This window comes from Leclercia adecarboxylata (assembly GCF_035787115.1).
GTDB classification, from domain to species: Bacteria; Pseudomonadota; Gammaproteobacteria; order Enterobacterales; family Enterobacteriaceae; genus Enterobacter; species Enterobacter adecarboxylatus_E.
In genome coordinates this window covers 560118-584667 of the sequence record NZ_JALKTL010000002.1, presented here as the reverse complement: position 1 = coordinate 584667, position 24550 = coordinate 560118, and the positions used below count along the sequence as shown (strand labels likewise).

At 55.6% G+C, this 24550-nt stretch carries 25 protein-coding genes, 5 tRNA genes and 1 other RNA gene; 21 read left to right on the top strand and 10 right to left on the bottom strand.

Annotated features, from left to right (window positions below):
* Positions 1 to 38: 38 nt before the first annotated feature.
* The 15 genes from ybgC to pnuC all read left to right on the top strand — a co-directional run bounded on the left by ybgC (position 39) and on the right by pnuC (position 8684).
* The gene (gene ybgC, locus MXM41_RS10240) at positions 39 to 443 is read left to right on the top strand and encodes a tol-pal system-associated acyl-CoA thioesterase (RefSeq protein WP_325931723.1); all 405 of its coding nucleotides are present in this window, start codon (positions 39 to 41) and stop codon (positions 441 to 443) included.
* Positions 440 to 1132 (top strand): Tol-Pal system protein TolQ, encoded by a 693-nt coding sequence (tolQ, locus tag MXM41_RS10235; protein ID WP_072036639.1) that lies wholly within the window; start codon positions 440 to 442, stop codon positions 1130 to 1132. The genes ybgC and tolQ overlap by 4 nt, the downstream gene beginning before the upstream one ends.
* A 3-nt stretch (positions 1133 to 1135) precedes the next feature.
* Entirely contained in the window at positions 1136 to 1564 is a 429-nt protein-coding gene (tolR, locus tag MXM41_RS10230) for a colicin uptake protein TolR (RefSeq protein ID WP_032617094.1), read from the top strand.
* A 37-nt stretch (positions 1565 to 1601) separates the two neighbouring features.
* A complete protein-coding gene (gene tolA / locus MXM41_RS10225; protein ID WP_325931719.1) occupies positions 1602 to 2930 on the top strand; it encodes a cell envelope integrity protein TolA in 1329 nt (442 codons plus the stop codon).
* A 127-nt stretch (positions 2931 to 3057) separates the two neighbouring features.
* Complete coding sequence (gene tolB / locus MXM41_RS10220; RefSeq protein WP_325931919.1) at positions 3058 to 4350, top strand: Tol-Pal system beta propeller repeat protein TolB; 1293 nt, start codon at positions 3058 to 3060, stop codon at positions 4348 to 4350.
* A 34-nt stretch (positions 4351 to 4384) separates the two neighbouring features.
* Positions 4385 to 4906, top strand: coding sequence for a peptidoglycan-associated lipoprotein Pal (gene pal, locus MXM41_RS10215; RefSeq protein ID WP_032617096.1), 522 nt, complete (start codon positions 4385 to 4387; stop codon positions 4904 to 4906).
* A gap of 9 nt (positions 4907 to 4915) precedes the next feature.
* Positions 4916 to 5698 carry a cell division protein CpoB gene (cpoB, locus tag MXM41_RS10210; RefSeq protein WP_325931715.1) on the top strand — a complete coding sequence of 261 codons (783 nt, stop codon included), beginning with the start codon at positions 4916 to 4918 and terminating at the stop codon, positions 5696 to 5698.
* 162 nt (positions 5699 to 5860) lie between these two features.
* Positions 5861 to 5936 (top strand) — tRNA-Lys (locus MXM41_RS10205).
* Between the two features lie 132 nt (positions 5937 to 6068).
* Positions 6069 to 6144: transfer RNA gene (locus MXM41_RS10200), tRNA-Val, on the top strand.
* 3 nt (positions 6145 to 6147) lie between these two features.
* Positions 6148 to 6223 (top strand) — tRNA-Lys (locus MXM41_RS10195).
* Positions 6224 to 6364: 141 nt separating this feature from the next.
* Positions 6365 to 6440 (top strand) — tRNA-Lys (locus MXM41_RS10190).
* Positions 6441 to 6468: 28 nt separating this feature from the next.
* Positions 6469 to 6544: transfer RNA gene (locus tag MXM41_RS10185), tRNA-Lys, on the top strand.
* 32 nt (positions 6545 to 6576) lie between these two features.
* Positions 6577 to 6699, top strand: a non-coding RNA gene (locus MXM41_RS10180) — RtT sRNA.
* A 191-nt stretch (positions 6700 to 6890) separates the two neighbouring features.
* The gene (gene nadA, locus MXM41_RS10175; protein WP_325931712.1) at positions 6891 to 7934 is read left to right on the top strand and encodes a quinolinate synthase NadA; all 1044 of its coding nucleotides are present in this window, start codon (positions 6891 to 6893) and stop codon (positions 7932 to 7934) included.
* A 30-nt stretch (positions 7935 to 7964) separates the two neighbouring features.
* Complete coding sequence (gene pnuC, locus MXM41_RS10170) at positions 7965 to 8684, top strand: nicotinamide riboside transporter PnuC (protein WP_325931710.1); 720 nt, start codon at positions 7965 to 7967, stop codon at positions 8682 to 8684.
* On the opposite strand, the gene zitB is transcribed toward pnuC, so the two are convergent.
* Together zitB and MXM41_RS10160 are read right to left on the bottom strand one after the other, a co-directional pair.
* Complete coding sequence (gene zitB, locus MXM41_RS10165; RefSeq protein ID WP_325931708.1) at positions 8681 to 9619, bottom strand: CDF family zinc transporter ZitB; 939 nt, start codon at positions 9617 to 9619, stop codon at positions 8681 to 8683. The two genes, pnuC and zitB, sit on opposite strands and share 4 nt — an antisense overlap.
* A 108-nt stretch (positions 9620 to 9727) precedes the next feature.
* Complete coding sequence (locus MXM41_RS10160; RefSeq protein ID WP_325931918.1) at positions 9728 to 10225, bottom strand: protein YbgS; 498 nt, start codon at positions 10223 to 10225, stop codon at positions 9728 to 9730.
* Between the two features lie 321 nt (positions 10226 to 10546).
* Between MXM41_RS10160 and aroG the strand changes: the two genes are divergently transcribed.
* Entirely contained in the window at positions 10547 to 11599 is a 1053-nt protein-coding gene (gene aroG, locus MXM41_RS10155) for a 3-deoxy-7-phosphoheptulonate synthase AroG (protein ID WP_325931706.1), read from the top strand.
* 66 nt (positions 11600 to 11665) lie between these two features.
* Here aroG and gpmA read toward each other — a convergent pair whose 3' ends face one another.
* The 7 genes from gpmA to modE all read right to left on the bottom strand — a co-directional run bounded on the left by gpmA (position 11666) and on the right by modE (position 19419).
* Positions 11666 to 12418, bottom strand: a complete 753-nt coding sequence (gene gpmA / locus MXM41_RS10150) for a 2,3-diphosphoglycerate-dependent phosphoglycerate mutase (RefSeq protein ID WP_325931703.1) — start codon at positions 12416 to 12418, stop codon at positions 11666 to 11668.
* Between the two features lie 210 nt (positions 12419 to 12628).
* Entirely contained in the window at positions 12629 to 13669 is a 1041-nt protein-coding gene (gene galM / locus MXM41_RS10145) for a galactose-1-epimerase (protein WP_325931701.1), read from the bottom strand.
* Positions 13663 to 14811: a galactokinase gene (gene galK, locus MXM41_RS10140; protein WP_325931699.1), complete on the bottom strand. Its 1149-nt coding sequence runs from the start codon at positions 14809 to 14811 to the stop codon at positions 13663 to 13665. The genes galM and galK overlap by 7 nt, the downstream gene beginning before the upstream one ends.
* Before the next feature lie 2 nt (positions 14812 to 14813).
* On the bottom strand, positions 14814 to 15860 hold the full coding sequence (gene galT, locus MXM41_RS10135) for a galactose-1-phosphate uridylyltransferase (protein ID WP_325931697.1): 1047 nt from the start codon (positions 15858 to 15860) through the stop codon (positions 14814 to 14816).
* 9 nt (positions 15861 to 15869) lie between these two features.
* On the bottom strand, positions 15870 to 16886 hold the full coding sequence (gene galE, locus MXM41_RS10130) for a UDP-glucose 4-epimerase GalE (protein WP_325931695.1): 1017 nt from the start codon (positions 16884 to 16886) through the stop codon (positions 15870 to 15872).
* Positions 16887 to 17092: 206 nt separating this feature from the next.
* The gene (gene modF, locus MXM41_RS10125) at positions 17093 to 18562 is read right to left on the bottom strand and encodes a molybdate ABC transporter ATP-binding protein ModF (protein WP_325931694.1); all 1470 of its coding nucleotides are present in this window, start codon (positions 18560 to 18562) and stop codon (positions 17093 to 17095) included.
* 68 nt (positions 18563 to 18630) lie between these two features.
* On the bottom strand, positions 18631 to 19419 hold the full coding sequence (gene modE / locus MXM41_RS10120) for a molybdenum-dependent transcriptional regulator (protein WP_325931691.1): 789 nt from the start codon (positions 19417 to 19419) through the stop codon (positions 18631 to 18633).
* A 127-nt stretch (positions 19420 to 19546) separates the two neighbouring features.
* On the opposite strand from modE, the gene MXM41_RS10115 reads away from it, so the two are divergent.
* The 4 genes from MXM41_RS10115 (at position 19547) to modC (ending at position 22399) form a co-directional block, all read left to right on the top strand.
* The gene (locus MXM41_RS10115) at positions 19547 to 19696 is read left to right on the top strand and encodes an AcrZ family multidrug efflux pump-associated protein (RefSeq protein WP_039029358.1); all 150 of its coding nucleotides are present in this window, start codon (positions 19547 to 19549) and stop codon (positions 19694 to 19696) included.
* 179 nt (positions 19697 to 19875) lie between these two features.
* Complete coding sequence (gene modA, locus MXM41_RS10110; RefSeq protein WP_325931687.1) at positions 19876 to 20652, top strand: molybdate ABC transporter substrate-binding protein; 777 nt, start codon at positions 19876 to 19878, stop codon at positions 20650 to 20652.
* Positions 20649 to 21338 carry a molybdate ABC transporter permease subunit gene (gene modB / locus MXM41_RS10105; protein WP_325931686.1) on the top strand — a complete coding sequence of 230 codons (690 nt, stop codon included), beginning with the start codon at positions 20649 to 20651 and terminating at the stop codon, positions 21336 to 21338. The genes modA and modB overlap by 4 nt, the downstream gene beginning before the upstream one ends.
* A gap of 2 nt (positions 21339 to 21340) precedes the next feature.
* Positions 21341 to 22399 (top strand): molybdenum ABC transporter ATP-binding protein ModC, encoded by a 1059-nt coding sequence (gene modC, locus MXM41_RS10100; protein WP_156263232.1) that lies wholly within the window; start codon positions 21341 to 21343, stop codon positions 22397 to 22399.
* Here modC and MXM41_RS10095 read toward each other — a convergent pair whose 3' ends face one another.
* The gene (locus MXM41_RS10095; RefSeq protein ID WP_325931681.1) at positions 22400 to 23218 is read right to left on the bottom strand and encodes a pyridoxal phosphatase; all 819 of its coding nucleotides are present in this window, start codon (positions 23216 to 23218) and stop codon (positions 22400 to 22402) included.
* Between the two features lie 153 nt (positions 23219 to 23371).
* Between MXM41_RS10095 and pgl the strand changes: the two genes are divergently transcribed.
* Entirely contained in the window at positions 23372 to 24367 is a 996-nt protein-coding gene (gene pgl / locus MXM41_RS10090; RefSeq protein ID WP_325931680.1) for a 6-phosphogluconolactonase, read from the top strand.
* The last annotated feature ends 183 nt before the right edge of the window (positions 24368 to 24550 follow it).

The following is a 24550-nucleotide window of genomic DNA, read 5'->3' as shown; positions in this document are numbered from 1 at the left end:
CGAAGTTTAAAAGCTCTATTGCACTACCGGGATGTAAAGTGAATACAACGCTATTTCGATGGCCGGTGCGTGTCTACTACGAAGACACGGATGCCGGTGGTGTGGTTTACCACGCCAGCTACGTTGCCTTTTATGAACGAGCACGCACTGAAATGCTACGTCATCACCACTTTAGCCAGCAGGTTCTGTTGGCGGAGCGAGTTGCCTTCGTGGTACGCAAGATGACGCTGGAGTATTTTGCGCCTGCCAGACTCGACGATATGCTCGAAGTCCAGACAGAAATAACATCAATGCGCGGAACCTCACTGGTTTTCACGCAGCGGATCGTCAACGCAGAGAACAGCGTACTGAACGAAGCTGAAGTCCTGATTGTCTGTGTTGATCCACTCATCATGAAGCCTCGTGCGCTTCCTAAGTCTATTGTCGCGGAGTTTAAGCAGTGACTGACATGAATATCCTTGATTTGTTCCTGAAGGCAAGCCTTCTGGTTAAACTTATCATGCTGATTTTGATTGGTTTTTCAATCGCATCCTGGGCCATCATTATTCAGAGAACCCGAATCCTCAATGCAGCAGGCCGCGAAGCGGAAGCCTTTGAAGACAAATTCTGGTCAGGGATCGAACTGTCCCGTTTGTATCAGGAAAGCCAGGGGCGTCGTGAAAACCTCTCCGGCTCAGAGCAAATTTTCTACAGCGGTTTCAAGGAGTTCGCTCGCCTGCACCGCGCTAACAACCACGCGCCGGAAGCGGTCGTTGAGGGGGCATCGCGCGCGATGCGTATTTCAATGAACCGTGAGCTGGAAACGCTGGAAACGCATATTCCGTTCCTCGGTACCGTCGGTTCCATCAGCCCGTATATCGGCCTGTTTGGTACGGTCTGGGGGATCATGCACGCCTTTATTGCGCTGGGCGCGGTCAAACAGGCGACGCTGCAAATGGTTGCACCGGGTATCGCAGAAGCGCTGATCGCGACCGCTATCGGTCTGTTCGCGGCGATTCCAGCGGTTATGGCCTATAACCGTCTGAACCAGCGTGTGAACAAACTGGAACTGAACTACGACAACTTCATGGAAGAGTTCACTGCGATTCTGCACCGCCAGGCGTTTACCAGCACCGAGAGCAACAAGGGGTAAACCATGGCCAGACAGCGTGGACGGGGTCGTCGCGAACTGAAGTCCGAAATCAACATTGTACCGCTGCTGGACGTGCTGCTGGTGCTGCTGCTGATCTTTATGGCCACAGCCCCCATCATTACCCAGAGCGTTGAGGTTGATCTGCCGGATGCGACAGAATCTCAGGCTGTAAGCACCAATGACGATCCACCGGTCATCATTGAGGTATCCGGAGTGGGGCAGTACAGCGTGGTGGTGGAAAAAGATCGTCTCGATCAGCTGCCGCCGGAGCAGGTCATTGCTGAAGCGCAACGACGTCTGCAGTCCAATCCGAAAACAGTCTTCTTAATCGGTGGTGCGAAAGACGTGCCTTACGATGAAATTATTAAAGCGCTGAACCTGTTGCATAGCGCGGGCGTTAAGTCAGTCGGCTTGATGACGCAGCCTATTTGATTATCTGCGTAAACAACAGAGTTTTTGGGAACCCATAGTGTCAAAGGCAACCGAACAAAACGATAAGCTTAAACGGGCGATAATTATCTCGGCGGTGCTGCATGTCATTCTTTTTGCAGGACTGATCTGGAGTTCGTTCGATGAGCATCTGGATACTGCTGCCGGCGGCGGTGGCGGTTCATCCATCGATGCTGTGATGGTCGATCCCGGCGCGGTGGTGCAGAACTATAACCGTCAGCAGCAGCAGCAGGCGAGTGCGAAACGTGCTGAAGAGCAGCGCGAAAAACAGGCGCAACAGCAGGCGGAGGAGCTGCGTGAAAAGCAGGCCGCCGAGCAGGAACGTCTGAAGCAGCTTGAGAAAGAACGCTTGCAGGCGCAGGAAGCGGCGAAAGAGCAGGCGGAGCAGCAGAAACAGGCTGAAGCCGCTGCGAAGAAAGCGCAGGAGCAGCAGAAGCAGGCGGAAGAGGCCGCAGCCAAAGCCGCAGCGGATGCTAAAGCGAAGGCGGATGCTCAGGCCAAACAAGCGGCTGAGGCGGCAAAACAGGCCGCGGACGCCGCTGCTTTAGCCGCGAAAAAAGCCGCTGCCGATGCGCAGAAACAGGCTGAAGCCGAAGCAGCGAAAGCGGCTGCCGATGCGAAGAAAAAGGCCGAAGCGGAAGCCGCTAAGAAAGCCGCCGCTGATGCCCAGAAAAAAGCCGAAGCAGAAGCCGCTAAACAAGCCGCTCAGGAAGCCGAGAAAAAAGCGGCGGCCGAAGCGGCTAAAAAAGCGGCTGCAGCAGAAAAAGCGGCAGCGGCTGAAAAGGCTGCTGCAGAAAAAGCCGCAGCTGAGAAGAAAGCCGCAGCAGAAAAAGCTGCAGCGGATAAAAAAGCCGCTGCAGAGAAGAAAGCCGCAGCCGATAAAGCTGCTGCTGACAAAGCGGCCGCCGCTAAAGCCGCAGCCGCTAAGAAAGCCGCTGCAGAAAAAGCCGCCGCATCGGACGTTGACAACCTGTTTGGTGATTTGAGCTCAGGTAAGAATGCGCCGAAATCGGGTGGTGCAAAAGGTAACGGCCAGCCAGCAAAAGATAGCGGCACCAGCGGTGCGAATGGCGGCGCGTCAGGCGCTGATATTAGTGCGTATGCAACGCAGATTCGTAATGCAATTCAGAGCCGTCTATATGGCGCCGATCTGTATGCCGGTAAATCCTGTGTGCTGCATATCAAGCTGGCACCCGATGGGCTGCTGCTGGATGTCAGCGAGGAAGGCGGCGATCCTGCTCTATGTCAGGCTGCTCTGACGGCGGCAAAAACTGCCAGGATTCCTAAACCGCCTAGCCAGGCTGTTTATGAAAAAGTAAAAGATGCCAAACTTGATTTCAAACTGTAGCGTTTTTCCCGCTAAAGTTGGCAAAACAGTCTAAGTTTGAGGCTGTGGATTGGTAGTTTTGTTTATTTGGGTTTGTTAACATTCTGCTAAATTATGCGGGTAAGGTTACCCGGATATGGGAGATATGATGAAGCAGGCATTACGTGTTGCAATGAGTTTCTTAATGCTGTGGGCAGCGGTGCTGCACGCAGAGGTGCGTATCGAGATTACCCAGGGGGTGGACTCGGCACGTCCGATTGGTGTGGTTCCGTTCCAGTGGAAAGGGCCAGGCGCTGCGCCGGAAGATGTGGGTGGCATTGTTGCTGCTGACCTGCGCAACAGCGGTAAATTCAACCCGTTAGACCGTTCTCGTCTGCCACAGCAGCCGGGTACTGCTGCAGAGCTGCAGCCGGCGGCATGGTCTGCGCTGGGTATCGATGCGGTGGTTGTGGGTCAGGTTACGCCTAACCCGGACGGCGGTTACACCGTCGCTTATCAGCTGGTGGATACCGGTGGCGCACCGGGTACCGTGCTGGCGCAGAACAGCTACAAAGTGAACAAGCAGTGGCTGCGTTATGCGGGCCATACGGCCAGCGATGAAGTGTTTGAGAAGCTGACCGGCATCAAAGGCGCCTTCCGCACCCGTATCGCTTACGTTGTTCAGACTAACGGCGGCCAGTTCCCGTATGAGCTGCGCGTGTCTGACTACGATGGTTACAACCAGTTCACCGTGCACCGTTCACCGCAGCCGCTGATGTCTCCGGCCTGGTCGCCGGACGGCTCTAAGCTGGCCTACGTGACCTTCGAAAGCGGTCGTTCGGCGCTGGTTATCCAGACGCTGTCCAACGGCGCGGTACGTCAGGTGGCCTCTTTCCCACGTCACAACGGGGCTCCGGCGTTCTCGCCGGACGGCTCTAAGCTGGCGTTTGCCCTGTCGAAAACCGGTAGCCTGAATCTGTACGTGATGGACATTGGCTCCGGCCAGATCCGCCAGGTGACTGACGGTCGCAGTAACAACACCGAACCAACCTGGTTCCCGGACAGCCAGAACCTGGCCTTTACCTCTGACCAGGCGGGGCGTCCACAGGTCTATAAAGTTAATGTTAACGGCGGTGCACCGCAGCGTATCACCTGGGAAGGTTCTCAGAACCAGGACGCAGACGTGAGCGCTGATGGTAAGTTCATGGTAATGGTTAGCTCGGCCGGTGGTCAGCAACACATTGCTAAACAAGATCTGGGCGGGGGCGGCGTACAAGTTCTGTCGTCGACTTTCCTGGATGAAACGCCAAGTCTGGCACCTAACGGCACTATGGTTATCTACAGCTCTTCTCAGGGGATGGGATCCGTGCTGAATCTGGTTTCTACCGATGGGCGTTTCAAAGCGCGTATTCCGGCAACTGATGGACAGGTAAAATCACCTGCCTGGTCGCCGTACCTGTAATAATAATTAATTGAATAATATAGGAATCATAGAAATGCAACTGAACAAAGTGCTGAAAGGGCTGATGATCGCTCTGCCTGTTATGGCAATCGCAGCGTGTTCTTCTAACAAGAACGCCAGCAACGACCAGAGCGGCGAAGGCATGATGGGTGCCGGCACCGGTATGGACGCAAACGGCAACGGCAATATGTCTTCTGAAGAGCAGGCGCGTCTTCAGATGCAACAGCTGCAGCAGAACAACATTGTTTACTTCGATCTGGACAAGTTTGACATCCGTTCTGACTTCGCTGCGATGCTGGATGCGCACGCAAACTTCCTGCGTAGCAACCCGTCTTACAAAGTCACCGTAGAAGGTCACGCGGACGAACGTGGTACGCCTGAGTACAACATCTCCCTGGGTGAGCGTCGTGCTAACGCCGTTAAAATGTACCTGCAGGGTAAAGGCGTTTCTGCTGACCAGATTTCCATCGTTTCTTACGGTAAAGAAAAACCTGCAGTACTGGGCCACGACGAAGCGGCTTACTCCAAAAACCGTCGTGCCGTACTGGTTTACTAAGAGAATTGCATGAGCAGTAACTTCAGACATCATCTGTTGAGTCTGTCGTTACTGGTTGGTATAGCGGCCCCCTGGGCCGCTTTTGCTCAGGCACCAATCAGTAGTGTCGGCTCAGGCTCGGTAGAAGACCGGGTCACCCAACTCGAGCGTATTTCTAATGCTCACAGCCAGCTTTTAACCCAACTACAGCAGCAGCTTTCAGACAACCAGAGCGATATTGACTCACTGCGCGGACAGATCCAGGAGAGCCAGTACCAGCTCAATCAGGTTGTGGAGCGTCAGAAGCAGATCCTGCTGCAGATGGAAAGCCTGAACAGTGGCGGCGCAGCAGCGCAACCGGCGACAGGGGATCAGGGGGCGGCTACAACGCCTCAGGCTGACGCACCGGCCTCGACGGGCACGCCTGTGCAGAGCGGTGATGCGAATACTGACTACAATGCGGCCATCGCCCTGGTGCAGGATAATTCGCGTCAGGACGAGGCTATCGTAGCGTTCCAGAACTTCGTCAAAAAATACCCGGATTCAACCTATCAGCCTAACGCGAACTACTGGCTGGGACAGTTGAATTACAACAAGGGTAAAAAAGACGATGCGGCATTCTACTTTGCCTCTGTCGTTAAAAATTACCCGAAATCGCCGAAAGCCCCTGACGCGATGTATAAGGTCGGCGTAATCATGCAGGACAAAGGTGACACCGCGAAAGCGAAAGCCGTGTTCCAGCAGGTGGTCGCTAAGTTCCCGGGTACCGAAGGTGCAAAACAAGCGCAAAAACGTCTTTCTGCGATGGGTTGATTGCCGTATGACCAGAAATCGCGTTTTTTCTGGTCTTGCCGCATAATTCGTAAGCAGTTAAGTGATATTCATCAAAATTTTAGTTGCGCAGAATTCTGAAATCAGTAATATATGCCGCCGTTGCCAAGGGATATCAAACAGCCCGAAAGCAGCCGAAATAGTGGGTCGTTAGCTCAGTTGGTAGAGCAGTTGACTTTTAATCAATTGGTCGCAGGTTCGAATCCTGCACGACCCACCACTAATTAAGTGGAAAGCAGTAGGTTAGTGTGAAGGATAACGTTGCTTTAGCAACGGCCCGTAGGGCGAGGCGAAGCCGAGTCATCCTGCACGACCCACCACTAAGTAGTAAAGCAGTATCCAGCGCAGTATCGGGTGATTAGCTCAGCTGGGAGAGCACCTCCCTTACAAGGAGGGGGTCGGCGGTTCGATCCCGTCATCACCCACCACTCGGGTCGTTAGCTCAGTTGGTAGAGCAGTTGACTTTTAATCAATTGGTCGCAGGTTCGAATCCTGCACGACCCACCAATTTAATATCGGACTCAGATATTAAACGTGAAGGATAACGTTGCTCTGGCAACGGCCCGTAGGGCAAGGCGAAGCCGAGTCATCCTGCACGACCCACCAATTTTTATTGGTTCCGAGTAAAAATTTCAGGCGTACCCAAGCGGGTCGTTAGCTCAGTTGGTAGAGCAGTTGACTTTTAATCAATTGGTCGCAGGTTCGAATCCTGCACGACCCACCAGCCTGAAAAAAGTAGTACATCCCGAAAGGGGTCGTTAGCTCAGTTGGTAGAGCAGTTGACTTTTAATCAATTGGTCGCAGGTTCGAATCCTGCACGACCCACCAATGTAAAAAGGCGCCCTAAAGGCGCCTTTTTGCTATCTGCAATTCCGACGATTCGAACCTGCCGCAGGTTCGGGCCGAACGAAGTGAGTCAACGGAGCCGCCCGCGGCGACGGCCCGAAGGGCGAGCGCAGCGAGTCATCCTGCACGACCCACCAGTGTAAAAAGGCGCCCTAAAGGCGCCTTTTTGCTGTCTGCTATTCCTGCGCCAGCAACATCTGTGCTTTTGATGTGACTTTTATCTTCAGATTCGCTATCTTGTTTAGTATATAAAACACAATTGCCGCCACTTTGGTTTTCAACGCTAAAGCAGGGCAAATTTGTTAAGCCAGTAAAACGAGAAGCCAAAATGAGTGTGATGTTTGAACCTGAAGCCGCTATCTATCCCTTCCCGCCAAAGCCTGCTCCGCTGAGCCGGGACGAAAAGCAGTTTTACCGTGAGAAAATCAAGCGCCTGCTGAAAGAGCGCGATGCGGTCATGGTGGCGCACTACTACACCGATCCTGAAATCCAGCAGCTGGCGGAAGAGACCGGCGGCTGTATCTCAGACTCGCTGGAAATGGCACGCTTCGGTGCAAAACATCCCGCTTCGACGCTGCTGGTCGCCGGGGTACGTTTTATGGGTGAGACGGCAAAAATCCTCAGCCCGGAAAAAACCATCCTGATGCCAACCCTGAACGCAGAGTGCTCGCTCGATCTGGGCTGTCCTATCGACGAGTTTAGCGCCTTCTGTGATGCCCATCCTGACAGAACGGTGGTAGTGTACGCCAATACTTCTGCGGCAGTGAAAGCGCGCGCCGACTGGGTTGTCACCTCCAGCATTGCCGTCGAATTGATTGAACATCTCGATAGCCTGGGCGAGAAAATCATCTGGGCGCCGGACAAACATCTGGGCAACTACGTCCAGAAGCAGACCGGGGCGGATATCCTGTGCTGGCAGGGCGCCTGTATCGTGCATGACGAATTCAAAACCCAGGCGCTGGCGCGCATGAAAGGCCTGTATCCGGATGCGGCCATTCTGGTTCATCCTGAGTCCCCACAGGCGATCGTCGACATGGCCGATGCCGTCGGCTCAACCAGCCAGCTGATCGCTGCTGCGAAGACGCTGCCGCATCGCCAGCTGATCGTGGCGACCGATCGCGGTATCTTCTACAAAATGCAGCAGGCGGTGCCTGGCAAAGAGCTGCTGGAAGCGCCAACCGCAGGCGAGGGGGCAACCTGCCGCAGTTGCGCGCACTGTCCGTGGATGGCCATGAACGGGCTTAAAGCGATTGCGGAAGGGCTGGAGACGGGCGGAGCCGCTCATGAGATCCACGTTGATGCCGCGTTGCGGGAAGGGGCGTTAATTCCGCTCAACCGGATGCTGGATTTTGCGGCTACACTACGTCCTTAAATAATGTAAACGTAACGCTCAGGGGAAAAGATGGATTTTTTTAGCACGCAAAACATTCTGGTACATATACCGATTGGCGCTGGCGGCTATGACTTGTCATGGATTGAAGCTGTCGGAACGATTGCCGGCCTGCTCTGTATCTGGCTCGCCAGCCTGGAGAAGATCGTTAACTACGCGTTTGGTCTGGTGAACGTGACCCTGTTCGCCATTATCTTCTTCCAGATCCAGCTGTATGCCAGCCTGCTGCTGCAGCTGTTCTTCTTTGCCGCCAATATTTACGGCTGGTACGCGTGGTCGCGTCAGAACAGCCAGCAAGAGGCAGAGCTGCAGATTCGCTGGCTACCGTTGCCGAAGGCTATCGGCTGGCTGACCGCCTGTGTGGTAGCCATTGGCCTGATGACTTATTATATCGACCCGGTATTCGCCTTCCTGACCCGGGTGGCGGTCTCGGTGATGAATGCCCTGGGGCTGAACGTTACCATGCCGGAATTGCAGCCTGACGCCTTCCCGTTCTGGGATTCGTGCATGATGGTTCTGTCTATTGCCGCCATGATCCTGATGACTCGTAAATATGTCGAAAACTGGCTGCTGTGGGTGATTATTAATATTATCAGCGTGGCGATATTCGCCCTGCAGGGCGTCTATGCCATGTCGCTGGAGTATCTGATCCTTACCTTTATCGCCCTGAACGGCAGCAGGATGTGGATAAACAGCGCGCGTGAACGGGGTTCTCACGCGCTGTCGCGTTAATGGTGATGATGATGTGCGTGGCCGGGCTGTATCTCGTTGAGGTGGCAGTCCGGTCCGTTGCAGGGGGTGTATTCCATCTGGATGGTGCTATGCGCAATGGCATAATGGTGCTCCAGGAAGTGCTGGATACGACCCAGTAACGCGTCATGATCGTGAGGCGGAATGACCTGAACATGCAGCGTCATCAGCGGTTTTTCTCCCACCATCCAGACATGAATATGATGAACATCGCGCACTTCCGGGATAGAACGGGTTAAATTGCGCTTCAGTGCCGGAATATCCAGCGCCGCCGGTGCCCCTTCCAGCAGCTCATTGACGCTCTCCTGCAACAGACGCCATGCGCTGCGCAGCACCAGACAAGAGACTAAAATTGAGAGTATCGGGTCGATGGGCGTCCAGCCCGTCCAGAGGATCACCAGCGCCGCGAGGATGGCTCCCACCGAGCCCAGCAAATCTCCCAGAACGTGCAGCGCTGCGGCGCGTACGTTGATATTTTTCTCGCCGCTGCCGCGATGCAAAATCCAGAATGCCAGAATATTGGCTACCAGCCCGGCGACGGCAACTACCATCATGGTTACACCAGCGACAGGCTGAGGATAACGGAAGCGCTGAATGGCTTCCCAGACAATCAGGATAGTGATCAGCACCAGCGCAAGGGCATTGACGAAGGCGGCCAGCGTAGTAAGGCGCAGCCAGCCAAAGGTACGCCCGCTGCTGGGAGGACGACGGGCGAAGATCACCGCCAGCAGGGCAAACAGCAAGGCTGCCGCATCCGTCAGCATATGCCCCGCATCGGCCAGCAACGCCAGCGAGCCTGAAACCAGCCCGCCGATCACCTCAATGATCATAAAGGTGGCGGTTACGCCAAACGCCAGGGTCAGGCGTTTAGCATTATCATCCTGTGAAGAAGGGGCGTGCGAGTGGTTGTGCGCCATGAATAATTTCCCGATTCATTATTATTGTAAGTGTAGAGTTTTTAACATTTTGCACAAAAAATAAAGGAGAGCCGTAGCTCTCCTTCATTATCACCGCATTACCGTTAATTACTGGGTAGTGCCGTCAGTTTTTTGTTCCTGCGGGGTTCTTTCGCTATCCACTTTGCCGGACTGATCCGGGCATTTACCGTCTTTACACATTGAGTTCTTGTGCTGATCGTCCTTGGACATGCCGTCATTACCCATTTTGCTTGGGTCGTCATTACCCATGATGGAATTAGAGCCGCCGGTGGTAGAGCTGTTACCGCTACCGGTTGTCGTACCATTCGTGGTGGCGTTCGTTCCGTCAGGGTTCAGCATGGTGCCGCTGCCGCCACTACTTGTTGTGCCGGTGGTGCCTGAACCGGTATTAATCTGGCTGTTGCCGGTGTTGTTTGGAGCAATATTCTGGCGCGCATCAGGCGCAACAGCCCCTGCATCAGCTGCGGCATTCGCCTGGCCGTTATTGCTGGCAGAGCCGGAGGCAGTATCAGCGGCCAGCGCAGCACCGCTTGCCATAGTCAGCGAGGCGGTCAGGAAAAGGGTTGCGAGTTTAGTCATTTTCATCATGCTGCTCCTGTTCTGGTCGTTATGTTCTGGATAACTTCTTTCCACAGTGCATATGCGAAATCGATATTCAGCTCAGTGGTTAAAGATGCCATAATCCAAACTTAGGTCAGTATGGAATCGCGATAAAATTTATAAATACAGTGCATACAGTTAAAAAGTTTAGGGTGGATCTCGTTTTTCGCTACTTTGTTGCGTTTTTTAAGCGAATTCCAGGATTTATCTGTGCGTAGTGTAAAAGCGAGTTTACACTTCCTGACTGACAAGATAGATTGGAGGGATTGCATTCATTTATAAAAGTATGGCAACGCTGGAAAGAACATGAATTATCAGAATGACGATTTACGTATTAAAGAGATCAACGAGTTACTGCCTCCTGTAGCGCTCCTTGAGAAGTTTCCTGCCACCGAAAACGCCGCCAATACCGTTTCTCATGCCCGTAAGGCGATCCACAAGATCCTGAAAGGTAATGACGATCGTCTGCTGGTGGTGATTGGTCCCTGTTCCATTCACGATCCTGCGGCGGCAAAAGAGTACGCGGCGCGTCTGCTGACCCTGCGTGAAGCGCTGAAGGATGAGCTGGAAATCGTCATGCGCGTCTATTTTGAGAAGCCGCGTACCACCGTGGGCTGGAAAGGGCTGATCAACGATCCGCATATGGACGGCAGCTTCCAGATCAACGACGGCCTGCGCATCGCCCGCAAGCTGCTGCTTGACATTAACGACAGCGGCCTGCCTGCAGCGGGTGAGTTCCTCGATATGATCACTCCGCAATATCTCGCCGACCTGATGAGCTGGGGTGCTATTGGCGCGCGTACAACCGAGTCTCAGGTACACCGCGAACTGGCGTCAGGGCTCTCCTGCCCGGTGGGCTTTAAAAACGGTACCGATGGCACCATCAAAGTGGCGATCGACGCCATTAACGCTGCCGGTGCGCCGCACTGCTTCCTCTCTGTCACCAAGTGGGGCCATTCCGCAATTGTGAATACCAGCGGGAACGGCGACTGCCACATTATTCTGCGTGGCGGTAAAGAACCTAACTACAGTGCGGCACACGTCGCCGAGGTGAAAGCCGGTCTGGATAAAGCGGGTCTGGCGGCACAGGTGATGATCGACTTCAGCCATGCCAACTCCAGCAAGCAGTTCAAAAAGCAGATGGACGTGGGCACCGATGTCTGCCAGCAGATTGCAGGCGGTGAGAAGGCGATTATCGGGGTGATGATTGAAAGCCACCTGGTAGAAGGCAATCAGAATCTGGAAGGCAGCGAGCCGCTGGTTTACGGTAAGAGCGTTACCGATGCCTGCATCGGCTGGGACGATACTGAAACGGTGCTGCGCCAGCTGGCGCACGCGGTGAAAGCCCGTCGCGGATAAAAAAATGCCGGATAACTATCCGGCATTCAGTCAGTCAGGCCCGATCGAAGCGATCGGGCTTTTTTATTACTTCGCTTTACCCTGGTTCGCTACCGCAGCTGCTTTAGCCGCGATCTCGTCAGCGTTGCCCAGATAGTAGTGCTTAACAGGTTTGAAGTTTTCGTCGAACTCATAAACCAGCGGAACGCCAGTTGGGATGTTCAGCTCGAGGATCTCGTCTTCGCCCATGTTGTCCAGGTATTTCACCAGCGCACGCAGGGAGTTACCGTGAGCGGCAATGATCACGCGCTCGCCGCTTTTCAGGCGTGGCAGAATGGTTTCGTTCCAGTAAGGAACAACGCGATCGATGGTCAGCGCCAGGCTTTCGGTAGTTGGCAGCTCAGCGTCCGTCAGGGATGCATAACGCGGATCGTGGCCCGGGAAACGCTCATCATCTTTGGTCAGCTCTGGTGGAGTTACAGCAAATCCACGACGCCACTGTTTAACCTGCTCGTCACCGTATTTTTCTGCGGTTTCTGCTTTGTTCAGACCCTGCAGCGCACCGTAGTGACGCTCGTTCAGTTTCCAGGATTTCTCAACCGGCAGCCAGGCCTGATCCAGTTCGTCCAGCACGTTCCACAGAGTGTGGATGGCACGTTTCAGCACGGAGGTATAAGCAAAATCGAAGCTGAAGCCTTCTTCTTTCAGCAGTTTGCCCGCCGCTTTCGCTTCGCCAACGCCTTTCTCGGACAGATCAACATCGTACCAACCGGTAAAACGGTTTTCGTTGTTCCACTGGCTTTCGCCATGACGTACCAGAACCAGCTTAGTTACAGCCATATCATACTCCTCCAGAACAAGCATTATTTGAATGATAACAATTCTCATTATATTGCCGCAGTTGTCCTGCGGGCAACGCTTAACCCTAACCATAGCGAAAATAGCGTCGCAGTGTAAGATGCATGTGAATGAGGGGTTGTGATTTTGTCTGTGACTGGCGCTATTTTCAGCAAGATGGATAAAAAAAGCCCTCCAGCAGGAGGGCCCTTTTTATTGCGCGATAAAATGATATTCCGTCACGCTGACATAGACTTCGCCCGGCATTAAGGTGCAGTCGGGCTGCGGCCATTCCGTATGGTTCGGACTGTCGGGTAAGAACTCGCTCTCCAGCGCCAGACCTTGCCAGGCGCGGTATTCCCCGTCTTCGCGCGCCGGGGTGCCCTCAAGGAAGTTGCCGGAATAGAATTGCAGGGCAGGGGCGGTGGTATAGACCGTCATCTGCAGCTTTTCATCAGCGGACCACAGATGCGCGGCAGGCTTGCTCAGATCGCCCTGGGCATCGAGCAGGAAAGCATGATCGTAACCCTTCACTTTGCGCTGATCGTCATCGGTCAGGAAATCCTGGGCGATGGCCTTGGTGGTACGGAAATCAAAGCTGGTGCCGGCAACCGCTTTTAAACCTTCGTGTGGGGTGCCCATCTCATCAACAGGCAGATAGCGTTGCGCCAGCAGCTGTAGGCGGTGCTGGCGCACGTCGCTGCAGCTCCCGTCGAGGTTGAAGTAAGCGTGGTTGGTCAGGTTGACCGGGCAGGGCTTATCCACCGTGGCGCGGTATTCGATGGCGATACGGTTATCATCCGTTAAGCGGTAATGTACGCTCGCTGCACAGTTACCGGGAAAACCCTGATCGCCATCAGGCGAGTCGAGGACCAGCAGTGCTTCGGCGTCGTTCTGCTGCATGATGCGCCAGCGACGCTTATCGAATCCGTCCGGACCGCCGTGCAGCTGGTTTTCGCCCTGGCTTGGCAGCAGGTTATAGCGCACGCCCTCCAGTTCGAAGCTGCTTCTGGCGATACGGTTGGCATAACGGCCTACCGACGCGCCCAGGAAAGCGGTTTGCTCAACGTACTGTTCCGGGGACGCACAGCCGAGCAGGGTTTCGCGCACGCTGCCGTCGTTCATTGGTACGCGGGCGGACAGCAGCGTCGCGCCCCAGTCCATCAGCGTGACGACCATTCCTGCCTCGTTGCGCAGGGTGATCAGGCGATACGGCAGGCCGTCAGGGGCAAGAACAGGTGTTTCGTTTAGCACTGGCCAGCTCCTTGTGATGCATTGCAAACATAAAAAGTCTCTTTGATGCCGGTTTTGGCCTCATACTGCTGTTCCACGGCTTGCTGAACAACCGGCACCAGTTCCTCTGGCACCAGCGCTACTACGCAGCCGCCGAAACCGCCGCCGGTCATACGCACGCCACCCTGCTCGCCAATGGCCGCTTTCACAATCTCAACCAGGGTGTCGATCTGCGGCACGGTGATTTCGAAGTCATCACGCATGGAGGCATGGGACTGGGCCATCAGTTCACCCATTCGCAGCAGGTCGCCTTTCTCCAGCGCTGCCGCCGCTTCCACGGTACGGGCGTTTTCGGTCAGCACATGGCGAACGCGTTTTGCCACCACCGGATCCAGCTCGTGCGCCACTTTATTGAACTCAGTGAGCGAGACATCACGCAGCGCAGACTGCTGGAAGAAGCGTGCCCCTGTTTCGCACTGCTCGCGGCGGGTGTTGTACTCGCTGCCCACCAGGGTGCGTTTGAAATTACTGTTGATGATGATCACCGCCACGCCTTTCGGCAGAGTGACCGCTTTGGTGCCCAGCGAGCGGCAGTCGATCAATAACGCGTGGCCTTTTTTCCCCAGCGCCGAGATCAGCTGATCCATGATGCCGCAGTTGCAGCCGACGAACTGGTTTTCCGCTTCCTGGCCGTTGAGGGCAATCTGCGCCCCGTCCAGCGGCAGGTGATACAGCTGCTGGAAGACGGTACCAACCGCCACTTCCAGCGAGGCGGACGAACTCAGGCCCGCGCCCTGCGGTACGTTACCGCTGATCACCAGATCCGCGCCGCCAAAGTTCTTGTTACGTTTCTGCAGATGCTTCACCACGCCGCGGACGTAGTTGGACCACTGCTGGCTGTCATGTGTAACAATGGGCGCATCGAGCGAGAATTCGTCGATCTGGTTATCGTAATCGGCGGCCATCACGCGCACCTTGCGGTCGTCACGTTTGGCGCAGCTAATCACCGTCTGGTAATCAATGGCGCAGGGAAGGACAAAACCGTCATTGTAGTCGGTGTGTTCGCCGATCAGGTTAACGCGGCCTGGCGCCTGGATAGCGTGCGAGGCGGGGTAGCCAAATTTTTCAGCAAACAGGGCGTGGGTTTTATCTTTCAGACTCATTGTTATTCTCCGGATTCGCGAAAATGGACATCACTCACTGCGCGCAGACGCTCTGCGGCCTGCTCTGCCGTCAGGTCACGCTGGGTTTCTGCCAGCATCTCGTAGCCAACCATAAACTTACGCACGGTGGCGGAGCGCAGCAGAGGCGGATAGAAGTGGGCGTGCAGCTGCCAGTGCTGATTCTCTTCGCCGTTAAAGGGCGCGCCGTGCCAGCCCATAGAGTAGGGGAAGGAACACTGGAACAGGTTGTCATAACGGCTGGTCAGTTTTTTCAGCGCCAGCGCCAGATCGCTGCGCTGGGCGTCGCTCAGCTCGGTTAAGCGCAGGACGTGCGCTTTCGGCAGCAGCAGGGTTTCGAACGGCCAGGCCGCCCAGTAGGGCACCACTGCGAGCCAGTGCTCGGTTTCCACGACGGTGCGGCTGCCGTCAGCCAGCTCGCGCTGGACATAGTCCAGCAGCATCGGCGACTGCTGCTCAGCGAAATAGGCATGTTGCAGGCGATCTTCCCGCTCCACTTCGTTAGGCATGAAGCTGTTGGCCCATACTTGGCCGTGCGGATGCGGGTTGGAGCAGCCCATCGCCGCGCCTTTGTTCTCAAACACCTGCACCCAGGGATAGCTCTGCCCCAGCTCGGCGGTCTGTTCCTGCCAGGTTTTTACCACCTCGGTCAGGGCTTCAACGCTCAGCTCCGGCAGGGTTTTGCTGTGATCCGGCGAGAAGCAGATCACGCGGCTGGTGCCGCGCGCGCTTTCGCAGCGCAGGAGCGGATCGTCACTCTGCGGGGCTTCCGGCGTGTCGGTCATCAGGGCGGCAAAGTCGTTGGTAAAGACGAAGGTGCCTTTATAGTCCGGATTGACATCGCCGGTAACGCGGGTGTTTCCCGGACAAAGGAAACAGTCCGGATCGTGCTGAGGCAGCGTCTCACTGGACGGTGTCTCCTGCGCCCCCTGCCAGGGACGCTTAGCGCGGTGCGGGGAGACCAGGATCCACTGCCCGGTTAACGGATTGAAACGACGATGCGGGTGATCGACGGGGTTAAATTGGGTCATGACAGGTCCTTAGTCTGGATAACCCTGCGGGTGGCGAGACTGCCAGCGCCAGGTATCCTGTGCCATTTCATCAAGCGTGCGTGAGACACGCCAGTTAAGCTCTTTATCAGCCTTCGATGCGTCTGCCCAGTAGGCAGGTAAATCGCCGTCGCGACGTGGGGCAAAGTGATAACTCACGGGTTTGCCGCAGGCCGCGCTGAACGCGTTCACCACATCCAGCACGCTATTGCCGACGCCTGCGCCGAGGTTGTAAATGTGGACGCCAGGTTTACCGGCCAGCTGCTGCATGGCGGCGACGTGCCCGTCGGCGAGATCCATCACGTGAATGTAGTCGCGAACGCCGGTGCCGTCCGGGGTAGGGTAGTCGTTACCGAACACCGCCAGCGAGTCGCGGCGCCCCACCGCAACCTGCGCAATATAAGGCATCAGATTGTTGGGAATGCCCTGCGGATCTTCACCCATATCGCCGGATGGATGGGCGCCAACCGGGTTGAAATAACGCAGCAGGGCAATGCTCCACTCCGGCTGTGCTTTTTGCAGGTCGGTCAGGATCTGTTCCACCATCAGCTTGCTCTTGCCGTAAGGGCTTTGCGGCGTACCGGTCGGGAAACTTTCGGCATAGGGGATTTGCGGCTGGTCGCCGTAGACGGTGGCCGAAGAGCTGAAGATCAGGTTTTTGACGCCCGCCGCGCGCATGGCAGAGACCAGACGCAGCGTACCGTTAACGTTGTTATCGTAATATTCCAGCGGCTTTGCCACGGATTCGCCCACGGCTTTCAGCCCGGCAAAGTGGATCACCGTATCAATGGCGTGATCGTGGAGGATCTCAGTCATCAGCGCTTCGTTACGAATATCGCCTTCGACAAAGGCAGGCTGTTTACCGGCCAGGCGTTCCATGACCGGCAGCACGCTGCGTTTACTGTTGCACAGGTTATCAAGGATGATGACGTCGTGGCCATTTTGCAGCAGTTGCACACAGGTATGACTTCCTATGTAACCGCTACCACCTGTTACCAGAACTCGCATATTTCGCTCCATTAGGCTTATGGTATGAGATAATCCTAGCATAACAGAGAGCAGGAAAGTGTGACATGGGATAAAATAGTGGAATCGTTTACACTCCATCGGACGCTGCTTCTGTTGAGCTAAAAAAGAATTGTAAATCAAAGCGCCGGGGGTGGGATGTTGCGGGTTGTCCGAAAAAAAGCGGGGGCGAGGCCCCCGTCAGGATGTCAGATGCGGCCAACCTGGTAGCGATAGCTGTCGCTATCGGCGATAAATTCCAGGCGGTGGGTAATACAGGCGGGCGCATCTTCGGCATGGTGGGAAACAAACAGCAGCTGCGTTTCACCTTCGCTGATCAGTACATCAACAAAGCGGCGAATCAGCTGGCGGTTCAGGGGATCCAGCCCCTGTAAGGGCTCGTCGAGGATCAGCAGCGTCGGGTGTTTCACCAGCGCACGCACAATCAGGGCCAGCCGCTGCTGGCCCCAGGACAGGCTGCTGAACGGCGCATCGGCGACCCGGTTATCCATCCCAAGAATATCCAGCCACTGCTGCGCCAGCTTGTGCTGCCGGTCAGAAACCGCCTGATAAATACCGATCGAATCGAAATAACCGGACAGGATAACGTTGCGCACCGTGGTGCTGACGCGGTAATCGAGGTGCAGGCTGCTGCTAACGTAACCGATATGTTTTTTGATATCCCAGATGGTTTCGCCGCTGCCGCGACGACGACCAAAGAGGGTTAAGTCGTTGCTGTAACCCTGTGGATGATCGCCGGTAATGAGGCTCAGCAGGGTGGATTTACCGGCACCGTTAGGGCCGACAATCTGCCAGTGCTCTCCCGGATTGACCGTCCAGCTTAAGTGGTTGAGGATCGGGCGATCGTTATACGACACCACACCATCATTAAGTACAATCCGCGCTTCACCTTCCGGCAGACCATGACGCGCCGAAGGAGCGTCCGGTTCGGGTAGGGTGATGCCGTTCAGTTTTTCACTGTGCGCCAGCTGGGCAATCAGGGCCTGGTTCAGCAGGGCCGCCTTATCGCCTGACGCCGTCAGGGTGCAGTCGGCCAGTACCCCCGCGTTCTGCACAAAATCGGGGATCTCATCAAAACGGTTCAGCACCAGCACCAGGGTGTAACCCTGCTGGTTGAGGGAGGCCAGCAGGTCTGCCAGCTGCCCGCGGGATTTCACATCCAGGCCGTCAAAGGGTTCATCGAGGATCAGCAGTTCGGGTTCGGCCATCAGGGCCTGGCACAGCAGCGTTTTACGGGTTTCGCCGGTGGAGAGGTATTTAAAACGTCTGTCCAGCAGGGACGTGATACCGAACCGTTCCGCCAGCTGGCGGCAGCGGGCATCATCTTTTACTTCATCCTGAATAATTTCGGCGGCCGTTCGGCCAGTATCGTCTTCGTCGGGGCTGAGCATATCGGTGTTGTTACGCTGCCACTCGTCGCTGACCAGTTTTTGCAGCTGCTCAAAGGAGAGGCGGGTCAGGCGGGTAAAACTGCTCTGGCGTTCGCCCTTCAGCAGCGTCAGCTCTCCGGCCAGCGCGCGCGCCAGAGCCGATTTGCCGCTGCCGTTACTGCCAACGAAAGCCCAGCTTTCACCGGCATTCAACGTAAAATCAGCGAGCGTGAGCGTACGGGTGTCGCTAAGACGAAACGTGCCTTGCGAAATTTGCAATGATGACATTATTTATCCCATTTTTTGCAGCAATAAGCATCAGGGATAACCTACTGTCGGCACGAATGTCAATGTGCTTAGCACAACGTGGCGATAATCACCCGGTCGGCATTAAAATATGCGGTCGCCTTAGCACCTTCTTCTAAATCCTGGCTCTGGGCCAGCGGCACGGTGGCACAGAGGGTCTGGCCATCGGGCAGGGTCATCAGCACTTCACACTGCTCGTCGCCACGGTCAATATGGTTAATTACGCCCTGTAACTGGTTGTCCGCCTGTTTCGCCGCCTCGCTGTCCAGGGTGATGTTAACCCACGGCGCTTTCAGCAGGACCAGCACCTCTTTGCCCTCGTCCAGCCCCAGCCGCTTGCCGCTCCGGGCGGTGATTGCCACTTTCAGGCGGGTGGCGCCGTCGGCGAGTAAGATGTCCACGTGCTGCTGAACCTGGTCATCATCACGGGCGGTGACCGTGCCAAACCACTGGTTACGAGCGCTGGTTTGCAAAGAGAAACGCGAGATGGCGCCGAGCAGGCTGTCCAGCGGCAGGGCGTCGTCGTCGCTTAACACATCAAAGGCCTTTTGCTGGATCTGCGCCAGCAGGTCATAGAGCTGGATCAACCGCTGACCGTAGCGCGTCAGGATCGCGCCGCCGCCCCCTTTGCCACCGGTGGCGCGGTCGACCAGGGTCTTTTCGCTCAGCGTGTTCATCTCGTTGATGGCATCCCACGCGCTTTTATAGCTGATACCGGCGTTCTTCGCCCCCTGGCTGATGGAGCCGGTTTGCTCAATCTGTTTGAGCAGGGCGATGCGGCGGGGATCGGCGAACAGTTTTTGCGAAAGACGTAGGGTGAGGAGAATTTCGGCCTGCATAACAATGTCCTGGCAAAAGGGTTATTGTGACGCAATTCATTACAGGCGCAAACTGTACCGCACAAAAGGGGATGTAATTCTCGCTTTTCCGGTTAGAATAAGGCATTCACATTGTCTGGAGAAAGCCATGTTAGAGTTGCTGAAAAGTCTGGTATTCGCCGTGATCATGGTGCCAGTGGTGATGGCTATCATCCTCGGTGCCATCTACGGCCTGGGTGAGGTGTTCAACATCTTTTCCAATATCGGCCACAGAAAACAGCCGAAAAAGCAGCATTAATTTTCTGTAAAAACGCCCGGTTCTGCCGGGCGTTTTGCTCTCAAGTTTCCCCCTTCTTCGCCGATATTATTTTCGGTACAAATTTGATTTACTCCCTGATCGGTACGATTTAACGCTGGGAAAACCTGAGGGTTATCGTTATATTTCATTTTATATAACGACACCCACAGGAGCTTCAAATGAAACGTAAATGGTCAGGACTTATTACCGGGGCGACGCTGACACTCACTCTGGCCGGCCAGGCGCTGGCAGACGAAGGCAAGATCACCGTATTTGCCGCAGCATCTCTGACAAATGCGATGCAGGATATTGCCGCGGTATACAAAAAAGAGAAAAACGTCGACGTGGTGTCGTCATTTGCCTCGTCTTCCACCCTGGCGCGTCAGATTGAAGCAGGTGCCCCCGCCGACCTGTTTATCTCCGCCGATCAGAAGTGGATGGATTACGCGGTCGATAAAAAAGCGGTTGATACCGCGAGCCGCGCAACCCTGCTCGGAAACAGCCTGGTTGTGGTGGCGCCGAAAGCCAGCGCTCAGGGCGATGTTGCTATCAATAAAGACACCAACTGGGCCAGCCTGCTGAAAGAGGGACGTCTGGCGGTGGGCGATCCGGAGCATGTCCCGGCGGGCATTTATGCCAAAGAGGCGCTGCAAAAACTGGGTGCCTGGGAAACCCTCTCCCCGAAACTGGCTCCTGCGGAAGATGTGCGTGGCGCACTGGCGCTGGTGGCGCGCAATGAAGCGCCGCTCGGGATCGTCTACGGTTCCGATGCCGTTGCTGAGAAAGGGGTGAAAGTGGTAGGTACGTTCCCTGAAGACTCGCATAAGAAAGTGGAATATCCTTTGGCCATCATTGATGGACATAAAAACGCAACCGTCAGCGCCTTTTACGATTACCTGAAGGGGCCGCAGGCGTCTGCCATCTTTAAACGTTACGGATTTACGACTCACGAATGATATTGACCGATCCTGAATGGCAGGCCGTGCTGCTGAGCCTGAAAGTCTCTTCCCTCGCGGTTGCATTGAGTTTGCCCTTTGGGATCTTTTTCGCCTGGTTGCTGGTTCGCTGTAAGTTTCCGGGCAAAGCGCTCCTCGACAGTATTTTGCACCTGCCTCTGGTGCTGCCGCCGGTGGTGGTGGGCTATTTACTGCTGGTTGCCATGGGGCGACGCGGGTTTATCGGCGAGCGGCTCTATGAGTGGTTTGGCCTCAGCTTTGCCTTCAGCTGGCGCGGCGCGGTGCTGGCGGCAGCGGTAATGTCATTCCCGCTGATGGTGCGGGCGATCCGCCTGGCGCTCGAGGGCGTCGATCTTAAACTCGAACAGGCTGCCCGGACGCTGGGTGCCGGACGCTGGCGCGTCTTTTTCACCATCACGCTTCCCCTGACGCTGCCGGGTATTATCGTCGGCACGGTGCTGGCATTTGCCCGCTCGCTGGGCGAGTTTGGCGCAACCATCACCTTTGTGTCTAATATCCCAGGCGAAACCCGCACCATCCCGTCGGCCATGTACACCCTGATCCAGACCCCGGGTGGCGAGGGGGCTGCGGCGCGGTTGTGCCTGATCTCCATCGTGCTGGCGCTGGTATCGCTGCTGGTCTCAGAATGGCTGGCGCGCCTTAGCCGTGAACGGATGGGGAAATAACCATGCTGGAACTTAATTTCACCCAGACCCTGGGCGAGCACTGCCTGACCCTGAATGAGACCCTGCCCGCCAGCGGCATTACCGCTATTTTTGGCGTCTCCGGCGCGGGCAAAACGTCGCTCATCAATGCGATAAGCGGGCTGACCCGGCCCCAGTCAGGGCGGATAGTCCTGAACGATCGGGTGCTTAACGACGTTGAAAAGCGCATTTACCTGGCGCCAGAAAAGCGCCGGATTGGCTATGTCTTCCAGGACGCGCGGCTGTTCCCGCATTATAAAGTGCTGGGTAACCTGCGTTACGGCATGGCGAAAAGCATGGCCGGGCAGTTTGATAAGCTGGTGGCCCTGCTGGGGATTGAGCACCTGCTTGACCGGCTGCCTTCGTCGCTCTCGGGCGGAGAAAAACAGCGCGTGGCGATAGGCCGGGCCTTACTGACCGCACCAGAGCTACTACTGCTGGACGAACCGCTGGCGTCGCTCGACATTCCCCGCAAGCGCGAACTGCTGCCTTACCTGCAGCGCCTGGCGCGCGAGATTAATATTCCGATGCTCTACGTCAGCCATTCGCTGGATGAGATCCTGCATCTGGCCGATAAAGTGCTGGTGCTGGAAAACGGCAGCGTAAAGGCGTTCGGCAATCTGGAAGAGGTGTGGGGCAGCAGCGTGATGCATCCGTGGCTGCCCCAGGAGCAGCAAAGCAGCATTCTCAAGGTGAGCGTGCTGGAGCACCATCCTCACTATGCGATGACGGCCCTGGCAATTGGCGATCAGCACGTCTGGGTCAACAAGCTGGATAAACCACTGCAAACCAACCTGCGCATTCGCATCCAGGCATCTGATGTTTCGCTGGTGCTACAGCCGCCGTTACAGAGCAGTATTCGTAACATCCTGCGGGCTAAAGTGGCCCAGTGTTACGATGATAACGGCCAGGTGGAGGTGCAGCTGGAAATTGGCAGCCGCACGCTGTGGGCCCGCATCAGCCCCTGGGCCAGGGATGAACTGGGGATCAAACCTGGCCTCTGGCTCTACGCGCAAATCAAGAGCGTGTCGATCACTACCTGATCACAGCAGATGGGTATAGATGAATTTGGCGATACTGTCGGTGGTATTATCGCCGATTACCACGTTAGCGCGTGCTTTAACGGCGTCGTCGGCATTACCCATCGCCACCCCGGTGCCGGCCGCTTCCAGCATGCTGATGTCATTGTAGTTATCGCCAAATGCAATGACATCCTTCATTGACCCGCCCATCGATTCCACATACTGCGTCAGGCGTTTACCCTTGCTGTTGCCGTGGCGAGCAATATCCACCTGATCGTGCCAGGACCATTCACACTCCAGCCCCAGCGTCTGCTCGACCTCTTTTGCGAAGCCATTCAGTTTGCCGATGTCCTCGCCGGTCAGGGCAAATTTCCAGATCGCGTTCACTTCCCGGGCAGCCTGCGCCAGCGAAGGTACTTGTGTGAACACGGGACGCTGCGCTTCTGGCAGCGCCTGCGCCCAGGTGCGGGTGCGGATGACGTGCCCGGTAGGGCGTTCGTACAGCATGGCCTCATCGACATACATCAGGCCGTGAATGGCATGTTCGTCGAGTAGATCAATCAGTTGCAGCGCCTGCGGAACCGGGAGCGGATCGGCTTCCAGGACCTTTTTTGCTTGATAATCATACAAATAGGTTCCATTACAACAAATTGCAGGTGTATCTAACGCCAGTGCCTGATAAAAAGGATGGATAGCAACGTGATGCCGACCCGTGACGATGAGGAGCTGGTATCCCACTTCCTGGGCACGCTTCAGTGCATCAAGTGAAGAAGGGAGCAGGGTTTTTTGCGGGGTTAACAACGTACCGTCTAAATCCAGTGCAATCACACGCGAGGTCATTTGATATTCCGGGTTAATGTTGAAATCAGAGAGTGCGCAGATGGTACACCGTGCAACTAACGCTGCAAAATTCCTGGTTAAAATTCAGCATTCACCGTTAAAAAAGACTATCCTGGTACATTACTTTTACGCGCAGTGAGGAAAGGAGCATTCATGAAACAAACCGTTTATACCGCCAGTCCTGAAAGCCAGCAGATCCATGTCTGGCGTCTGAATTCCGAAGGTACGCTCACTCTGGTTCAGGTTGTCGATGTTCCCGGCCAGGTTCAGCCGATGGTTATCAGCCCGGATAAACGTTTCCTGTATGTGGGTGTTCGCCCGGAGTTTCGTGTACTCGCGTACCGCATCTCCCCTGAAGATGGCGCCCTGACGTACACTGCTGAGGCCGCGCTGCCAGGTAGCCCAACTCATATCTCAACCGATCTGCAGGGGCGCTTTATCTTTAGCGGCTCCTACAATGCCGGCTGCGTCAGCGTAACCCGTCTTGATGACGGTATTCCTGGTGAAACCGTTGAGGTGGTGGAAGGGCTGGAAGGCTGCCACTCGGCCAACATCTCCCCGGATAACCGCACCCTGTGGGTTCCGGCGCTGAAACAGGATCGTATCTGCCTGTTTACCCTGGGCGATGACGGCAAGCTGGCCGCGCAAAATCCGGCGGAAGTGACCACTGTCGAAGGGGCGGGCCCTCGCCATATGGTCTTCCATCCAAACCAGCAGTATGCCTATGTGGTGAACGAGCTGAACTGCTCGGTGGACGTCTGGGCGCTGCGCGATCCGCACGGCAACATCGAGTGCGTGCAGACTCTGGACATGATGCCCGCTGATTTCACCGATACCCGCTGGGGGGCGGATATCCATATCACCTCTGATGGCCGTCACCTCTATACCTGCGATCGTACCTCCAGCCTGATCACGGTCTTTAGCGTCTCTGAAGATGGCAGCGTGCTGGCCATCGAAGGCTTCCAGCCAACCGAGACGCAGCCGCGCGGCTTCAATATCGATCACAGCGGGAAATTCCTGATTGCAGCGGGGCAAAAATCGCACCATATCGCGCTGTATGAAATTCAGGGCGAGCAGGGGCTGCTGGAAGAGAAGGGACGTTATGCCGTCGGCCAGGGGCCAATGTGGGTAGTGGTTAACGCCCACTAAGGCGGATGAAATAAAAAAACCTCGCCTATGCGAGGTTTTTTTATGCCCGGTGGTAGCCGGGTGAGCACATCAGTATAAACCAACCGCTTTATAGTAGCGCCGTAGTCACCATTTGCACAACGTCAGTTACGAAGCTGTAAAATAACTAGCGCAACAGTTAGAGCTTAATTGACTGAATTATAA